At 64.2% G+C, this 16,461-nt stretch carries 17 protein-coding genes; 7 read left to right on the top strand and 10 right to left on the bottom strand.

Annotated elements, in window-relative coordinates; translation table 11 throughout:
* Window positions 1–41: 41 nt before the first annotated feature.
* The 3 genes from LB520_RS16725 to LB520_RS16715 all read right to left on the bottom strand — a co-directional run bounded on the left by LB520_RS16725 (window position 42) and on the right by LB520_RS16715 (window position 3,187).
* Window positions 42–878: a carbohydrate ABC transporter permease gene (locus tag LB520_RS16725; RefSeq protein ID WP_224638209.1), complete on the bottom strand. Its 837-nt coding sequence runs from the start codon at window positions 876–878 to the stop codon at window positions 42–44.
* A complete protein-coding gene (locus LB520_RS16720) occupies window positions 875–1,735 on the bottom strand; it encodes a carbohydrate ABC transporter permease (RefSeq protein WP_224638208.1) in 861 nt (286 codons plus the stop codon). The genes LB520_RS16725 and LB520_RS16720 overlap by 4 nt, the downstream gene beginning before the upstream one ends.
* A 183-nt stretch (window positions 1,736–1,918) precedes the next feature.
* Window positions 1,919–3,187, bottom strand: coding sequence for an ABC transporter substrate-binding protein (locus LB520_RS16715; RefSeq protein ID WP_224638207.1), 1,269 nt, complete (start codon window positions 3,185–3,187; stop codon window positions 1,919–1,921).
* A 106-nt stretch (window positions 3,188–3,293) separates the two neighbouring features.
* Here LB520_RS16715 and LB520_RS16710 point away from each other — a divergent pair, with 106 nt between their 5' ends.
* Window positions 3,294–4,163 carry a helix-turn-helix domain-containing protein gene (locus tag LB520_RS16710; RefSeq protein WP_224638206.1) on the top strand — a complete coding sequence of 290 codons (870 nt, stop codon included), beginning with the start codon at window positions 3,294–3,296 and terminating at the stop codon, window positions 4,161–4,163.
* Window positions 4,164–4,249: 86 nt separating this feature from the next.
* Here the strand turns inward: LB520_RS16710 and LB520_RS16705 are convergent, their stop codons facing one another.
* The 5 genes from LB520_RS16705 to LB520_RS16685 all read right to left on the bottom strand — a co-directional run bounded on the left by LB520_RS16705 (window position 4,250) and on the right by LB520_RS16685 (window position 8,246).
* Window positions 4,250–5,638, bottom strand: coding sequence for a sensor histidine kinase (locus tag LB520_RS16705; protein WP_224638205.1), 1,389 nt, complete (start codon window positions 5,636–5,638; stop codon window positions 4,250–4,252).
* Between the two features lie 45 nt (window positions 5,639–5,683).
* Window positions 5,684–6,361 (bottom strand): winged helix-turn-helix domain-containing protein, encoded by a 678-nt coding sequence (locus LB520_RS16700; protein WP_095769853.1) that lies wholly within the window; start codon window positions 6,359–6,361, stop codon window positions 5,684–5,686.
* A 150-nt stretch (window positions 6,362–6,511) separates the two neighbouring features.
* On the bottom strand, window positions 6,512–7,012 hold the full coding sequence (locus LB520_RS16695; RefSeq protein ID WP_224638204.1) for an SRPBCC family protein: 501 nt from the start codon (window positions 7,010–7,012) through the stop codon (window positions 6,512–6,514).
* Window positions 6,999–7,355: an ArsR/SmtB family transcription factor gene (locus tag LB520_RS16690; protein ID WP_224638203.1), complete on the bottom strand. Its 357-nt coding sequence runs from the start codon at window positions 7,353–7,355 to the stop codon at window positions 6,999–7,001. Before LB520_RS16690 ends, LB520_RS16695 begins: the two co-directional genes overlap by 14 nt.
* Window positions 7,356–7,466: 111 nt before the next feature.
* Window positions 7,467–8,246, bottom strand: a complete 780-nt coding sequence (locus tag LB520_RS16685) for a hypothetical protein (protein ID WP_224638202.1) — start codon at window positions 8,244–8,246, stop codon at window positions 7,467–7,469.
* A gap of 203 nt (window positions 8,247–8,449) precedes the next feature.
* Here LB520_RS16685 and LB520_RS16680 point away from each other — a divergent pair, with 203 nt between their 5' ends.
* A complete protein-coding gene (locus tag LB520_RS16680; protein WP_224638201.1) occupies window positions 8,450–9,076 on the top strand; it encodes a methyltransferase family protein in 627 nt (208 codons plus the stop codon).
* A 253-nt stretch (window positions 9,077–9,329) separates the two neighbouring features.
* On the opposite strand, the gene LB520_RS16675 is transcribed toward LB520_RS16680, so the two are convergent.
* Window positions 9,330–9,539 carry a hypothetical protein gene (locus LB520_RS16675; RefSeq protein ID WP_224638200.1) on the bottom strand — a complete coding sequence of 70 codons (210 nt, stop codon included), beginning with the start codon at window positions 9,537–9,539 and terminating at the stop codon, window positions 9,330–9,332.
* Window positions 9,536–10,285, bottom strand: coding sequence for a COG4280 domain-containing protein (locus tag LB520_RS16670; protein WP_224638199.1), 750 nt, complete (start codon window positions 10,283–10,285; stop codon window positions 9,536–9,538). The genes LB520_RS16675 and LB520_RS16670 overlap by 4 nt, the downstream gene beginning before the upstream one ends.
* A 252-nt stretch (window positions 10,286–10,537) precedes the next feature.
* Between LB520_RS16670 and LB520_RS16665 the strand changes: the two genes are divergently transcribed.
* From LB520_RS16665 to LB520_RS16645, 5 genes are all read left to right on the top strand, one after another.
* Window positions 10,538–11,557, top strand: coding sequence for an LLM class flavin-dependent oxidoreductase (locus LB520_RS16665; RefSeq protein WP_224634010.1), 1,020 nt, complete (start codon window positions 10,538–10,540; stop codon window positions 11,555–11,557).
* A 206-nt stretch (window positions 11,558–11,763) separates the two neighbouring features.
* Window positions 11,764–12,729 (top strand): sugar ABC transporter substrate-binding protein, encoded by a 966-nt coding sequence (locus LB520_RS16660; RefSeq protein ID WP_140845939.1) that lies wholly within the window; start codon window positions 11,764–11,766, stop codon window positions 12,727–12,729.
* 137 nt (window positions 12,730–12,866) lie between these two features.
* The gene (locus LB520_RS16655; protein ID WP_224638198.1) at window positions 12,867–14,366 is read left to right on the top strand and encodes a sugar ABC transporter ATP-binding protein; all 1,500 of its coding nucleotides are present in this window, start codon (window positions 12,867–12,869) and stop codon (window positions 14,364–14,366) included.
* Window positions 14,363–15,379, top strand: a complete 1,017-nt coding sequence (locus tag LB520_RS16650) for an ABC transporter permease (RefSeq protein ID WP_140845941.1) — start codon at window positions 14,363–14,365, stop codon at window positions 15,377–15,379. Before LB520_RS16655 ends, LB520_RS16650 begins: the two co-directional genes overlap by 4 nt.
* Before the next feature lie 12 nt (window positions 15,380–15,391).
* Entirely contained in the window at window positions 15,392–16,390 is a 999-nt protein-coding gene (locus tag LB520_RS16645) for a LacI family DNA-binding transcriptional regulator (RefSeq protein ID WP_224638197.1), read from the top strand.
* Window positions 16,391–16,461 lie beyond the last annotated feature (71 nt).

The raw sequence follows: 16,461 nt of genomic DNA, 5'->3' as shown, positions 1-16,461 counted from the left end.
GGATCATTCTGTGTCCCAGTCTGCGAGGCATGTCGCGCTTCCTATTTGACCGCGCCGGCGGCGATGCCGGCGATGAAATGGCGCTGCAAGAGCACGAAGACGACGAGCATCGGCACCGTCAGCATGACGGCGCCGGCCATGATGCCGCCCCACGAAACCTTGGTCAGGCCGATCAGCGTGCCGAGCGCCACCGGCGCCGTCATCGCGCCCGGCTGGCTGTTGATCAGCAGCGGCCACAGATAGTTGTTCCACGAGGCGAGGAAGAGGATGATCGCCAGCGCCGCCAGCATCGGGCGGGCCAGCGGCATCGCCACGAACAGGAAGATGCGCCATTCCTTGACGCCTTCGACGCGGGCGGCGTCGAACAGCTCGGCCGGCATCATCGAGAAAGCCTGGCGCATGAAAAGCACGCCCAGCGAGTTGAACAGCGGCGGCACGATCAGCGCGATCCAGGTGTTGGCCAAGGCGAAGTCGCGCGCCACCATGATGAATTGCGGGATCAGCACCACCGCATAGGGAAGCGTGATGGTGCCGAAGATGATGGCGACGATAGCGCCCTTGCCGTGGAATTCGTAGCGCGCCAGCGCCCAGCCGGCCATCGAGGTGAGCAGCACCGAAAGGACCGTGTAGGTCACCGCCACCGAGACCGAGATGCCGATGGCGCCGATGAAGTTGGTGTCGCGCTGCAGGTTGGCGACATTGTCGAGGAAATTGTCGTGCGGCAGGAGTTCGATGCCGGGGCTGAAGATGCCGTTGTCGGGCATGGTGGAGAACACCACCATCATCCACAGCGGGAACAGCCAGACCAGCGCCAGCGGCGTCAGGAAAAGATGCAGCGCAATGACGCGGCCCAGCCTTGCTTGCGAGCGCGAGGTCATTTCGGCTCCCTCATCAACCAGAGCTGCACCAGGGTGATGGCGATGGCGAGCCCCGCCATGGTATAGGCAACGGCCGAGGCGTAGCCGAAATTGAGCGAGCGGAAGCCTTGGCGGTAGAGCAGCAAGCCGAGCGTCTCGGTGCCGCCGCCCGGGCCGCCGCGCTCGGTGATCAGGAACGGCTCGGTGAAGAGCTGCATGGTGCCGATGATCGACAGCACGGCGCAAAAGACGATGACCGGCTTCAGCAGCGGCAAGGTGATGTAGAAGAACTGCTTCAGCCTGCTGACGCGGTCGAGCGTCGCCGCCTCATAGACATCCTCCGGGATCGACTGCAGGCCGGCGAGGATGATGATGGCGTTGTAGCCGGCCCAGCGCCAGGTGACCGCGATCATTATCAGCGCCATGGCCGGCGTGACATTGGAGAACCAGTCAATCTTTGAGATGCCGACGCTCTCCAGGAGCTTGTTGACGATGCCGAAATCGAGGCTGAACATCAGCCGGAAGACGGCCGAATAGGCGACCTCGCCGACCACCACGGGGGCGAAGAAAGCGAAGCGGTAGAGGCCGCGGGCTTTAAGCAGCGGCGAATTCAGAAGCACCGCCATGACGATCGCCAGCGCAATCATCACCGGCACCTGGATGACCAGGATCAGCAGCGTGTTCTTCAGCGCATTGTAGAAGGCGGGGTCGCCGATCAGGCGGCCCCAGTTGAATGCCGGCGCGAAGCGCCACGGCACGGTGCGCGTCGCCTGGAAGGAGATGATGAAGGAAGAGATGATCGGCCAAATCCAGAAGATGGCGAAAATCAGAAGGTAAGGCGTGAGGAAGCGGTACGCGGTGGCGTTCTGGGTGCGCATTTCGCTTCCTCCTTTCGTCTGTCTTTCCCTTCTCCCCTTGTGGGAGAAGGTGGCCGCGAAGCGGCCGGATGAGGGGTGTTCCAGGGAACGCCAACGTCTCACTCCGCTGGAACACCCCTCATCCGTCTTGGCGCTGCGCGCCAATCCACCTTCTCCCACAAGGGGAGAAGGGGAGGCAGCGCACTATCTAACCGGCAAACCTGTCGCGGCGGCGATCTGCTTGGCGGCGTCGTCGAGCGCGGCCTTGGCGTCGGGATAGCCGTTGGCCAGGTATTTGGTCTGCACGGCGCGGACGATGATCTCGGCGTCGCTCTGGAACTGCGTGCCGCGGCTCGGCACCACCTTGGGCAGCGTGGCCAGGATATCCTTCCAGACCGGCTGGCCGCCCCAATAGGGCTGCGGCTGCGAGACGTAAGGATCGTCGAGCGCCGAGATCAGCGACGGCACCAGGCCGAAATCCTTCAGCATGGTGATCTGGCCCTCATTGGTCTCCAGCGTGTATTTCAGATAGGCGTAGGCCGCTTCCTTGTTCTTCGAGGCCGAGGTGATGGCCAGGGACGAGCCGCCGAGATTGGCGGCGCGCGGGCCGTCGGCGGTCAGGCTCGGCATCAGGTAGACGCCCCACTTGCCGCTCTCCTTCGGCGATTCGGTGCGGATCGTGCCTTCATACCAGCCGCCATAGACCTGGCTGGCGACGGTGCCGGCGGTGTTGTTGGTGATCTTGGTCGACCAGTCGGCCGACGACACGATGCCGGCGTCCTTCATCTCCTTGACCTTGGTCATGGCGTCGACGCATTTCGGCTCGGCCACGGTGATCGACTGGCCATCCTCGGCGAAATAGGCGCAGCCCTGCTCGTTGGAGATCATGCGGAAGAATTCGGTGTCGCCGTTGAAATCGGCATTGGTCATCGACACGCCCGGATTGGCGTCCTGGATCTTTTTGCCGGCGGCGATGAAATCGTCCCAGGTCTTGATCGAGGCGGGATCGACGCCGGCCTTCTCGTAGAAGTCGCGGCGGTAGAAAACGGCGACCGGGCCGGAATCCCATGGCATGGCATAGGCCTTGTCGCCGACTTCGAGCTCGGTACGCTTGAAATCGGGGAATTTCTTCTGGTCTTCCGCCGTGTAGCCCAGCGTGTGCAGGTCGACGAAGCAGTCCGGGAACTGGCTCCAGTAGTTTTCCGCCTCGCCATTCTCGATGGAGACGATATCGGGCAGGCCGACGCCGCCGGCGGCGCAGCCGGCGATCGATTTGTCATAGGTGGGCTGGTTACCGAGGTCCTGAACCGTGACCTTGATGTCGGGGTATTTCTTGTTGAAGCCCTCGACCGTCGCCTTCAGGGATGAGGCGGCGATGTTCCAGCTCCAGATGGTGATCTCGCCGGACTGCGCCAGCGCCGGGCCGGAGCCCAGGGCAAGGATAAGCGCGGCGCAGGTCAGTGTAGTGCGCATTGAAATCCTCCCATTTCATTTGCTCTCTCACTGTGAGCGTGGCTAGACTATGCGGCGCGGAAGGCTTGTCCCCGTCGAAGGGAATGAGAAGTTGGCGGAAAGTAAGATGCCGGAGCGTCCGTTCTACCAGCCTGGCGCGAGCAGCGTCGAAGGACTGCCGCTTGTTTTGCAGATGTTCCACAACCACCCGTTGGTGATGCTGAAGCCGCACTGGCACGCCCAGGTCGAGGTGAATTTCATCGTGCAGGGCTCTGTGCATTACCGCATGGCCGAGCATGAGATCTCGCTCTCGGCCGGCGAGATGTGCCTGTTCTGGGGCGGCCTGCCGCACCAGATGGACGATCTTTCCGACGACGCCATTTATGCCGGCGCGCATCTGCCGCTGGTGCATTTCTTCCGCCTGCATCTGCCGGCCGACATACGCCACCGGCTGATGACCGGCGCGACGCTGGTGACCAATGCGACCGACGAGTCGGACAACGACAATTTCAAGCGCTGGAACGAATATGCGCGCTCCGGCGATCCGGCCAGAGCCGAGCACGCCGTCAACGAGCTGCTCTTGAGGCTCGAGCGGGTGCGCTTCGAGCCTTACCGGCTGGTGCCGGAAAGGGTGGTCGGGCAAGGCGCCGGCAATGCCTTCGACCAGCAGTCCTCGCGCAATGTCGGGCGCATGTGCGATTTCATCGCCGAGAATTTCCTCTACGACGTCGACTGTGTGACCATCGCGGCTGCCGCCGACATCCATCCCAAATACGCCATGAGCCTGTTCAAGAAATCGACCGGCATGACGCTCAACGAATATGTCAATCTGCTGCGGTTGAGCTACGCCCAGGCGCTGCTGATGCATGAGGACGCCAATGTGTTGAGGGTCGCCATGGACTCGGGCTTCGGCTCGCTCAGCGCCTTCAACAAGTCCTTCCGCAAGCTCGCCGGCATGTCGCCCTCCGATTTCCGCCGGGCGGGCGGGGCGCGGTAAAAATGGCCGACGGTCGCCCACCCGTCGTCGCCCATCGCGATCGTCATTCTAGGGTCTGCGCGCGTCGCTCCGCTCCTTGCTCCGCCCTAGAATGACGACGTCACCGGAGTTCCCACGGCCGGAAAGCTGACGGTAACGCCGAGACCCGGATTGCGGTCCTCGAGCGTTATCGCGGCGCCATGCAGGTCGGCCACCGCCTTGACCAAGCTGAGGCCCAGGCCGCTGCCGGGCGTCGTGCGGCTGGCATCGAGCCGATAGAGCCGGCGGAACACTTTTTCGCGCTCCTCGGCGGGAATGCCCGGGCCATTGTCGCGGACATGAATGAGGACGTGGTTGCCTGCCCCGGTCACCGAGAGCTCGATCGCGGTGCCCGGCGGGCAATGCCTGAGCGCGTTCTCGACCAGATTGGCCAACATCTGCATGAGCAGGTCGCGGTCGCCGTGCACGTACCATTTTGTATCCGGAACGATCACGGTGGACAGAGACTTGCCGTCGTCCTCGGCGACATCGGCATAGACTTCGCCAATGGTCTCGACGACCGGTCCTACATCGAGATCGACGAAGCGCGCCTTGCGGGCGCCGGCTTCGATCTGGGCGATGCGCAGCAAGGCGTCGAAGGTGCTGTTGATCTGCTGGCTCTCGGCGCGGGCGTCGCTCAGCTCGGCCGAGACATCCTCGCCCGACACCGTCTTGTCGGCGGCGGATTCCAGGATCATCTGCAGCCGGTTGAGCGGCGTCTTGAGATCATGGGCGATGTTGGCGCTCACCTCCCGCATGCCGTCGACCAGGGCAGACAGGCGATCGAGCGCGGAATTCACCTGGGCCGAGACGGCGTCGATGTCGTCGCCATTGCCGGTCAGCGGGATGCGGGCATCGAGACGCCCATGCGAGACGTCGACCATGGTATTGGCGATGCCGTCGAGGCGGCGCTGGACGCGCGAGGCAAGCACAGCGCCGCCGCCGATCGCCAGGACGGTGATGAAGAGCGTGGCCCAGCCGAAGCTCATCAACACGATCCTTTCCAGATCCTCGGTTTCCGAGAGCGAGAAGGCGACCGTCAGCTTGTTGCCGCCGACCGTGCCCGAATAGGCGCGATATTGGGTATCGGGCGGCACGCCCGGCAAGTCGGCGGCGAAGATGGAAAAGCCGTCCGGCAGGCTGGAGGCGGTGAAGTCCCCGGCGAGACGGTTGCCGTTCCGATCGGTGAGGGAAAAGATTTCGTCCTTGTCCTGGCTGAACTGGGCATGATCCCTGACGGTTGAAACGAGATCTTCCTCGTCGCCCTCGGCATGGGTCGCGGCGATGAGCGAATAGGTCTCCTTGATCGATTGATCGAGCTGCCTGGCGAGCGAGGCGCTCATCAGCTGATAGACGATCGCGCCCGACAGGATGAAGGCCAGCAGGAACAGGAAGGCGAAGGTCAGCGCCAGCCGGAACGGCGTGCTGCGCAGCAGGCTGGAGCGCGTCCCGCTCATGCGATCGCGGAAGCGGTTGGCCGCCCCGCGATTGTGGAGGCAAGATCAGGCCGGGACATGCAGGCTGTAGCCGGTGTTGCGCACGGTGTGGATCAACGGCACGTCGAAGGGCCTGTCGACCTTGGCCCTGAGCCGGCTGATATGCGTCTCGACGACACTGGTCTTGGGGTCGAAATGAAAATCCCAGACGCGCTCGAGCAACATGGTGCGGGTGATGACGCGGCCCTCGCCGCGCATCAGCACTTCGAGCAGGCTGAACTCGCGCGGCTGCAGGTCGATCGGCTGGCCCTGCCTGGTGACGCGGCGCTGGATAAGGTCCATTTCGAGGTCGGCGACACGCAAAGCCGTCTTCTGCTCCTGCGCCGCCGGCCGGCGGCCGAGCGCATGGATGCGGGCAAGCAGCTCGGAAAAGGCGAAGGGCTTGACGAGATAGTCGTCGCCGCCGGCCTCGAGGCCCTCGACCCGGTCGTCGACGCCGCCGATCGAGGTCAGGAAAATAGCGGGCGTGCGGATGCCGGCGGCACGCACCGCCTTGATCATCGACAGGCCGTCGAGGCCGGGCACCATGCGGTCGGCGACGATCACGTCATAGGCGTTGCGGGTCGCGGCGAAGAGCCCGTCATGACCGTCGCGCAAGAGATCGCAGACATGGCCGGCCTCGGTCAGTCCCCTGATGATATAATCCGCGGTTCTCGGATCGTCTTCAACAAGCAGAAGTCGCATTGTCCGGTGCCGTCCTTGCCACCTCAACCATTTGTTTTTACGAGCTTTCAGACCGAGTGCCGCTACACATTTTTGCGAGGGACAGCCGATATCCGTCGCGACCGCCGACGGCAGCGGCGAAGAACCGGGCGGCCGGCGGCGAGAGCGACCTCATGGTCGTCCCGCGCTCGCGCCCAGCGTGAGAAGAAGCTCGTCCAGTTGCTCGAACGTCTCGCCCATCGCATCGGCCGCCCCGGTGCCGGCAGCGTCGAGAGCTTCTTTCGAGGGATAGAGCTCGTGCATCACCAGCAGCGTCTTGCCACCCTTTTCCTCGAAGGTCACCGTGGTGACGGGTCCACCGTCGCCGCCTTCGTCATTGGTCCAGGCGAGGCGCGAGTACGGCACCACTTCGATATACCGGCCGAAGAACTCGGCGGGGTTCGAGGCGTCATGGCCGAACGCCAAACGGTACCCACCCCCGACGCGAACATCCATCTCGCAGGAACGCAGGATCATGCCCATCGACTTCGGCGCCCACCACCGCTTGAACAGTTCGGGCTTGGTCCACGCCTCGAACACGATGCGTGCGGGGGCGTCGAAGGTTCGCGTAACGACCAGCTCACGGTCGGACCTCCGTTCCACTGTCGTGCGAGCAGGCTCACTCCGTTCCATCGACTTCCTCCTTCCGTTTCAGTTCCTCGACAACTTTGTCCAGCTCTTCGAAGCGTGTGTCCCAGAGCCGGCGGTAGCTCTCGATCCAAGCCGCCTCTTCCTCCAGTCCGCGCAGGCCGAGCGTGCAGGTCCGCACCCGCCCGGCTTTCCGGGTGGTGACGAGCCCCGCCTGTTCCAAGACGCCGATATGCTTCTTCATGCCTGTGAGGGTCATGTGGAATTTCTCGGCAAGGTCCGTGATCGAGGCCTCCGCGCGTCCGAGCTGCTCCAGAACGCCGCGCCGTGTGGCGTCCGAGAGCGCGGCGAACGAGACATCGAGGCGGGACTTCGAATACTGAACCATTTGGTTCAGTATCTAGCGTATCGATGAGCGGCGCGCAAGGGGATAGCGGGCGGGCTGCGCTGCCACCGAGCCAGTCTGGCTGCTGCAGCTTACGGTCAATCGCGACATGCTCTAGTCGAGGAGCGCCAGCTCGTCTTCGTCGATCAGTTTTCTCAGCGTCATATGGAGAATGATGGCGACGATGCAGCCGAGGAAGGTCAGGCTGGTGAAGGTGGTGCCGAAGCCCAGCCCGCCATAGTCGACAGGATGCGAGAGCAAGTCGCCGAAGGAGGCGCCGAACGGCCGGGTCAGGACATAGGCGAGCCAGAAGGCGAGGACGCTGTTCAGGCCGAGGAAGAACCAGGCAAAAGCGATCGCCGCGATCACGCCGCCGAAGATGAGGCCGGTAGCGAGATAGCCGATATCGAAGCGCTCGGCCACCAGATCGCCGGCAGCCGTGCCGAGCGAGAAGGTGAAGAGGATCGCCAGCCAGTAGAAGATCTCGCGCCTGGCGGTGAAGATGGTGTGGATCGAGAGGGTCCTTTCGCTGGCATACCAGACCGCGAAAGTCAGTGCGAGGGCGACCGAGAAGACGATGGTCGTCGTCTCCAGCCGCACGCCGAAATCGTCGATGAGGTTGTCTGCGACCAGGGTGCCGACGACGCTGATCAGCACGACGGCGAGCCAATAGGCCCAAGGTACATAGCGTTTCTGCGCGAATTGCAGGACGAGCGCGACGATGAGGATGCCGCCCATGATCAAGGACGTGACAGTAAGGCCGAGGCCGAGCTTCACGGCGAGGTAGTCGGCCGCCGTCTCGCCCATGGTCACCGCCATGATCTTGACCAGCCAGAAATCGATGGTGACGTCCGGGACGCGGTTGGGGGTGAGGTTGTCGGCTTGAGAGATCATGGCGCGATCCGTTGTTCGTTCGAGCCGCCTCGAATTCCGTATGGCGGCGACGCCCAAATTAGGCAGGCGAATTCACCGCGGCCTGTCCGCGTTCTTACAAATTCGTAAGGTTGGCCAAAAACATCCGCCGAGCCTCGTCATGCCGCCAGCGAAGAGATAGACAAGCCTTGGCGCCCCCTGGCTGCGCCGGAGCGGTGAGAAGAATGGCATCCCCCAAATCGACGCCGAATGCGTTCGACCAGCATAAGCGCCTGATCGTCGTGCAGCTGGCCGCCGTGCTTGCCGTGATCCTGCTCCTGTTCAGCAAGCCGGCGTTGGCCGAGGGAGCGGACGGTCACGAAGTCATGGAGACGATCGGCTTCGCGATGGTGCTGATCTGCTTCCTCGGCCGGCTGTGGAGCATCCTCTTCGTCGGCGGCAGGAAGAATGACGAACTGATCGTGTCCGGCCCGTTCTCGATGACCCGCAACCCGCTCTATTTCTTCTCGACGGTCGGCACGGCAGGCATCGGGCTGATGTTCGGCTCGCTGCTAGCGGCCGTCATGCTCGGCCTGGCGAGCTTCCTCGTCTTCCGCTTCACCGCGCGCAAGGAGGCGGAGTATCTTGCCGGCAAGTTCGGTGCGGCTTACGCGGCCTATGCCGACCGCACGCCGTCCTTCTGGCCAAATCCGCTACTTTACCGCGACGAGGCGCAGTGGCTGTTTTCGACCGGCGCGCTGCGGAACACGTTCCGCGACGGGCTCTATTTCCTGGCTTTATTTCCGGTGATCGAGGCGGTCGAGTATTTGCGCCTCAGCGGCGACCTGCCGACGCTTTTTACCGTTTACTAGTTCCATCGCGATCGTCATTCTAGGGCGGAGCAAGGAGCGGAGCGACGCGCGCAGACCCTAGAATCCATTCCGTGACTTCCAAGCGCTGCCGCGGTGCAGAATTCTGCTCCGCTGCGTTCCTTGGCCAAGGTCACGGAATGGATTCCAGGGTCTCCGCGACGCCGCTTTGCGGCTGCTCCGCCCTGGAATGACGAGGCTGGGGCGGCTCCGCCAATCTCCAGCGGTTGCGCAGCTTCACCGGAATAAACCCCGGTCAGCGCGCCTTGCCGCGCACGGCGCGGCGCGTGCTCTGCAGAAGAATTGCCAGGCAGCCGACGAGAAGCAGGAGGCCGCCGATGAGCGGCGGCAGCCCCAAGACCTTCACCACGGCGGTGATCAGCGCGATCAGGATCAGCGCGAGCAGGGCGAGATTGCCGTCGTCGACGAACATGCCGACGAGTTCCTTGACGACCAAACGGATCATCGGGCAACTCCTTCGGCGGGTGCCGGGTAGGCGCCGCGCAGCCAACGCACGATGGCGAAGGATGCGGCGGCAATGACGGCGAAGATGGCGAGCAGAGCGAGATCGGCGCCCGGCCACTCGGCACCGAGGCCCTCGCCAGTCCAGAACACGCCGAAGCTGGTCAGCATCAGGCCGACGACGAATTTCAGTGCATTCTCGGGCACGCGGGCTAAAGGACGATGCACGGCAAGGCCGATCAGCATCACCAGCACGAAGGCCGCCAGCGCGCCGAGGCCGGCATAGAGCGTCTGGCCGTGCGCGGCGCCGACGGCGATGACGATGAATACCACTTCGACGCCTTCGAGCAGCACCGCCTTGAACGACGCGACGGCCGCCAGATAGTCGGCGCGGCGGTCGGCGGCCTGCCGCTGCAAGGCGGCCGTCTCCCTGGAAAAGGCCTGCTCCTCGTCATGCAGCGCGATCACGCCGACGCTGCGCAGGATCGCCTTTCTCAGCCAGCGCATGCCGAACAGGATCAAAAGCACGCCGACCACGAATTGCAGGACGGTGATGGGGACAAGCGCAAGCAGTGGCCCGAACGCCAGCACCAGCGCCGCAAGCAAGATGAGCGCCAGGGCCGCGCCGTTCAGCGCCGGGCGCCAGCCGCGAGTCACGCCGACGGCGAGCACGATGGTGAAGGCTTCGACCACTTCGACGAAGGAGGCCAGGAAAGAGGCCGTCACGGTGGAAAATGTCAGGCCATGCATGCAGGCATTCGTCCAATGCTCGGGAATCATCGGGAGGCGTGAACGATACAGCGCTTCGGCGGCGGCGAAAATGCCAGGGATGATCCTCTCTGGTATCGCGTGGGGCAAGGGCGGCGGCAGCGGACTTCTGGAGAACTCATTGACGGTCTGTATCCGTTCGGTGTCCGTTGTATCGCGGCGCTGCCCTGGCTATCTGCTGGAGCAACAAGAAGTTTTAAGCGGTCGATGGGCCGCTCCAGCAGGAATGGAGCCATGAAGAAGATCGGATTTCTGTCGTTCGGGCATTGGTCGCCCTCGCCGCAATCGGGCACGCGCTCGGGCGCCGACGCGCTGCTGCAGTCGATCGACCTCGCGGTCGCGGCCGAAGAGCTCGGCGCCGACGGCGCCTATTACCGCGTCCACCATTTTGCCCGCCAGCTCGCCTCGCCGTTTCCGCTGCTTGCCGCGGCCGGCGCCAGGACCAAGCGTATAGAGCTCGGCACCGCCGTCATCGATATGCGCTACGAGAACCCGCTCTATATGGCCGAGGACGCGGGTGCTGCCGACCTGATCGCCGGCGGGCGTCTGCAATTGGGCATCAGCCGCGGCTCGCCCGAGCAGGTGATCGATGGCTGGCGCTACTTTGGCTACGTGCCGGAAGAGGGCAAGAGCGATGCCGACATGGCGCGCCGGCACTCCGAGATCTTCCTCGACCTGCTGCGCGGCGAAGGCTTCGCCCAGCCCAATCCGCGGCCGATGTTCCCCAACCCGCCCGGCCTGCTCAGGCTCGAGCCGTTCTCGGCCGGCCTGCGCGAGCGCATCTGGTGGGGCGCGGCCACCGACGCAACTGCGGTATGGGCGGCCAAGCTCGGCATGAACCTGCAAAGCTCGACGCTGAAATTCGATGAGACCGGCGAGCCGCTGCATGTCCAGCAAGCCAAGCAGATAAGAGCCTACCGCGCTGCCTGGAAGGAAGCAGGCCATGCCAGGGAGCCGCGCGTCTCGGTCAGCCGCAGCATCTTCGCTCTCGTCAACGACATGGACCGCGCCTATTTCGGCGGTAGCGAGGGCGAGGACCATTTTGGCTATATCGAGCCGGAGAAGCGCGCCGTGTTCGGCCGCACCTATGCCGCCGAGCCGGACGTGCTTATCGAGCAGTTGAAGGAGGATCAGGCGATCGCCGAGGCCGACACGCTGCTGCTCACCGTGCCCAACCAACTGGGCGTCGACTACAACGCCCATGTCATCGAGTCGATCCTGAAGCACGTCGCGCCGGCGCTGGGCTGGCGGTGAGGTGGCGAAAACCGCAAAACGCGTAATCTCCCCCGCAAGGGGGGAAATCAGACTTCACGCCGGCTTTCGCCAATCACCAACGTCAGCCATGGCACCGCCTTCCCTCTCGTCCTTCCCTCGACGTTGACATGTGATAAAATAGCAATCTACTTTGGCGCGTAATCGGTTACGTAACCGATTACGGCTCAATCAAGTGGAGGAGACTAATGAGCAAGTTCTCGAACACGCATGGGCTTGGCCCGTTCTCGCGCCGCCAGTTCCTGAAGACCAGCGCCTTGGCAGCCGGCGCGCTGGCGCTGCCGCTCGGCCCGGTTCTCGCCGCCGACAAGCCGAAGGTCGGCCTGGTCATGAAGTCCCTGGCCAACGAGTTCTTCAAGCAGATGCAGGCCGGCGCCGAGGAGTATGCGGCGAAGAACAAGGACAAGTTCGATTTCGCCGCCGTCGGCATGAAGGACGAGCGCGACTTCGCCGCGCAGGTCGACGCCATCGAGAACTTCATCACCCAGAACTACAACATCATCGTCGTCGCCCCGGCGGATTCGAAGGCCATGGTTACGCCGATCGCCAAGGCGCTGAAGGCCGGCATCAAGGTCATCAACATCGACGTTGCGCTCGACACCGAGGCCAAGAAGAAGGCCGGCATCGACCTCGCCTTCTTCGGTCCGGACAACCGCGCCGGCGCCAAGCTGGCCGGCGACGCGCTCGGCAAGGCGCTGGGCAAGGGCGGCAAGGTCGTCATCCTCGAGGGCAATCCCGAGGCCGACAACGCCAAGCAGCGCAAGCTCGGCTTCGATGATTCGGTGAAGGAATACGGCCTCGACCTGCTCGACTCCAAGACCGCGCATTGGGAGACCGAGGAAGCCAACACGCTGATGACCAACTTCCTCACCCAGCATCCCGACATCCAGGGCGTGATGGCGGCCAACGACTCCATGGCGCTCGGCGTCGTCAAGGCGATCGACGCTGCCGGCAAGTCCGGCCAGATCAAGGTCGTCGGCTTCGACAACATCCCGGCTGTCGGTCCGCTGCTGAAGGAAGGCAAGATGCTCGCCACCGTCGAGCAGTATGGCGCGAAGATGGCGGCGATGGGCATCGACTACGGCCTGCGCGAGCTGGCCGGCGAGAAATTCTCCGGCTGGGTCAAGACCGACGTCAAGCTGGTCACCGCATGAGGCGAGCCGGGGCGCCGGCGCTCCCTTCCGGCGCCAGGCTTCGCCTCTCTCGTCACCGCCGCCGCCAGTTCCGGCGGCGGTGACGGAGCGCCCGCCGCTGTCGTCGCCGACGGGCACGGTTTAGGATTCTGCCGCCTATGGATGCGATTCTCTCCCTTGAAAGGGTCGGAAAGATCTTTCCCGGCGCCGTCGCGCTGAGCGACGTGTCGCTGTCGATCGCGCGCGGCGAGACCCATATCATCCTGGGCGAGAACGGCGCCGGCAAGTCGACGCTGATCAAGCTCTTGGCCGGCATCTACCAGCCGGACTCCGGCACGATCGCCTTCAACGGCCAGCCTTACCGGCCGAAGACGCCGCATGATGCGCAGCAGAGCGGCATCCGCGTCGTGCATCAGGAACTGAATCTCCTGCCCTATCTCAGCATCGCCGAGAATCTGATGCTGGAAAGCCTGCCGCGTCGCGCCTTCGGCATCGTCGACCGCAAGGCGCTCAACAGCCGCGCGGCGGCGCTGCTCAAGGAAGTCGGCCTCGACATCGATCCGCGCATACGGGTCGAGGCGCTGGGCGTGGCGCAGATGCAGTTGGTCGAGATCGCCAAGGCGCTGAGCTACGACTCGAAGCTTCTGGTGCTCGACGAACCGACCGCGACGCTGACGCCGCCGGAGATCGGGCGGCTGTTTTCCATCATTAAGCGGCTGAAGGCGAAGGGCGTCACCATCATCTACATCTCGCACCGGCTGCACGAGGTGTTCGAGATCGGCGACCGCGTGACCGTCTTGCGGAACGGCAGGCTGGTCGCGACGCGCGACCTTCACGGCCTTTCCGTGCCGGATATCGTGCGCATGATGATCGGCCGCGACATCGCCGACGAATATGGTTTCGATGCCAGGGTCGTGCCCGGCAAGGTGGCGCTCAGCGTCGCCAATCTGAAGCGCGACGCCTCCACCCCGGAGATATCGTTCGCCGTGCGCCATGGCGAGATCCTCGGCGTTGCCGGCCTGGTCGGCAGCGGCCGCACCGAAGCTATGCGCGCTCTGTTCGGCGCCGACGCAAAACTCGACGGTGTCGTCGAGATCGACGGCAAGCCCGTGGCGATCGCTGCGCCCAAGGATGCGGTGCGGCACGGCTTGAGCCTGCTCACTGAGGACCGCAAGGGCCAAGGCCTTCTGCTCGACATGGCCGTCGACAAGAACATCACCATCACCGATCTCAGCAAAATCTCGCGCAACGGGCTGCTCAACCGAAGGACGGAGGCTGCGGCCGCCAACGATCTCGTCGGCCAGCTGCGCGTCAAGGCGAGCTCCATTGAGCAGGCGGTGCGCAATCTCTCCGGCGGCAACCAGCAGAAGGTGGTGCTGGCCAAATGGCTGTTCCGCGGCACCTCCACGCTGATCCTCGACGAGCCGACGCGCGGCGTCGACATCGGCGCCCGGCGCGAGATCTACCAGCTGCTGTGGATGCTGGCGGCGCGGCAGAAGGGCATCATCATGGTGTCGTCCGACCTGCCTGAATTGATGGGCATGTGCCACCGCATCATCGTCTTTTCGAAAAACAGGATCGTCGGCGAGGTGCCGCGATCCGAATTCGACCAGGAGCGCATCCTGTCGCTCGCCTATCAGGAGTATGTGCGACCATGAGCGAGACGTCCGAGATAGCCGTGGCGGCGCCTGTTTCTCCGGGCCGGGCGAAGTTCCTGCGCTTTTTGGTGCGCGATGCCGGCGTGCTACTGGCGCTGGTGCTGATCACGCTGTTCTTCTCGGCCACCGCGCCCTATTTCGCCACCTCCGGCAACGCGCTGAAGATCTTCGTGCAGATCGCCATCAACACGGTGCTGGCGGCCGGCATGACCTTCGTCATCCTCACCGGCGGCATCGACCTTTCGGTCGGCTCGGTGCTGGCGCTGTGTACGGTCGTCGGCGCCACCGTGATGATAAACGAAAGCCTGTCGCCGGCCGTCGCGATCACACTGGCGCTGCTGGCCTGCATGGCGACGGGTGCGGTGTGCGGCTTTCTCAATGGCTGGATCTCGACGCGCTGGAAGATCCCGTCCTTCATCGTCACGCTGGGTATGCTAAACATGGCGGCGGGCGCCGCGCGCGTGGTCAGCGACAATTCCACCATCACCGGCCTGCCGCAGAGCTTCGTCGATTTCGGCAATCTGATCATCGGCGGCTTCCTGCCGTCGATCTTCCTGGTCGCGGTGCTGGTGATCGCGGCCGGCTGGTTCGTGCTGCGCTTCACCGTCTTCGGCCGCATGATCTTCGCCGTCGGCACCAATGACGAGGCGGTGCGGCTGTCGGGTCACAATCCGGATTTCTACAAGGTCGCCGCCTTCACCATCAGCGGGCTCACCGCCGGCATCGCGGCGATGGTCTATCTGTTGCGCCTCAACATCGGCAGTCCGATCGCCGGCGTCGGCTACGAGCTCAACGCGATTGCCGCCGTCATCATCGGCGGCACCAGCCTCAGCGGCGGCAAGGGCTCGATCATCGGCACGCTGGTCGGCGCCTGCATCCTGCAGGTGCTTTCCACCGGATTGCAGCTGCTCGGCGTCGGCGACAATTTCAAACCGATCGTGATTGGCCTTGTCATCGTGCTCGCGGTCATCCTAGACGCGTACCGGGAGAGGCTGTTGCGGAAAATCCGCTGAGGGGAACGGGCCATGACGACGATTGCCGATGTCGCGCGCCGTGCGGGGGTGTCCGTCGCCACCGTCTCGCATGTGATGAACCATACGCGTCATGTCGAGCCGGAAACGGCCGAGCGCGTGCGCGCCGCGATCGCGGCGCTGCGCTACAGCCCGAACTCGGTGGCGAGGAGTCTCAGGCGCGGCGAGACCAAGACCATCGGCCTGCTTCTTCCCGACAATTCCAATCCCTTCTTCGCCAGCGTGGCGCGGCAGATCGAGGATGCCGGCTTCGTTTCCGGCTACACGGTGATCCTGTGCAACTCCGACGGCAATGCCGAGAAGGAGGAGCGCTATCTCTCGGTGCTGATGGCCAAGCAGATCGACGGGCTGATCTTCGCCGGCTCGTCCGACCACGCGCGGGTGTTCGCCCGCCTCCTGCCCAGCGTGCCGGCGGTGCTGCTCGACCGCGAGATCCAGTCGGTCAATGTCGATTCGGTGCTGGTCGACCACGACCATGGCGGCTATCTCGCCGGCAAATACCTGGCCGGGCTCGGCCACAGGAAGATCGGCGTCATCGGCGGTCCGCGCGATTCGAGCTCCAGCCCGGCCCGCCTGCGCGGTTTTGTCCGCGCGCTTGGCGAAGCAGGCGTTGAGCTGCCGGCGTCGTCAATCGTCGATTCCGACTATCATTTCGCCGGCGGCCGCCTGGCGATGGATCAACTTATGGTACAGGCGCCCGGCATCACCGCAGTGTTCGCCTGCAACGACCTGATGGCGATGGGCGCGGTCACCGCGCTGCGCTCGCGGGGCATGCACGTTCCCGACGACATGTCGATGATCGGCTTCGACGACATCCCCTATGCCGTCACCACCTGGCCGCCGCTGACGACGATCGCGCAGCCGGTGGAAAAGATCGGCACGCTGGCGGTGAGCCTGCTGCTCGAGAGGCTGGGCGAGCCGGAAGCGCCGTCAAGGCGCGAGGTGCTGGCGCCGGTTCTGGTGGAGAGGGAAAGCTGCGCGGCGCGGCAGTAGTCTTGCAATCGTCGACGCGGGCGCTGCCCCCGCTCCGTCTCGGCGCTGCGCGCCGATCCACCTCTCCGCCA

Source organism: Mesorhizobium sp. CA12, assembly GCF_020165255.1.
Classification (GTDB): domain Bacteria; phylum Pseudomonadota; class Alphaproteobacteria; order Rhizobiales; family Rhizobiaceae; genus Mesorhizobium.
This window is presented reverse-complemented; position numbering and strand designations above follow the sequence as displayed.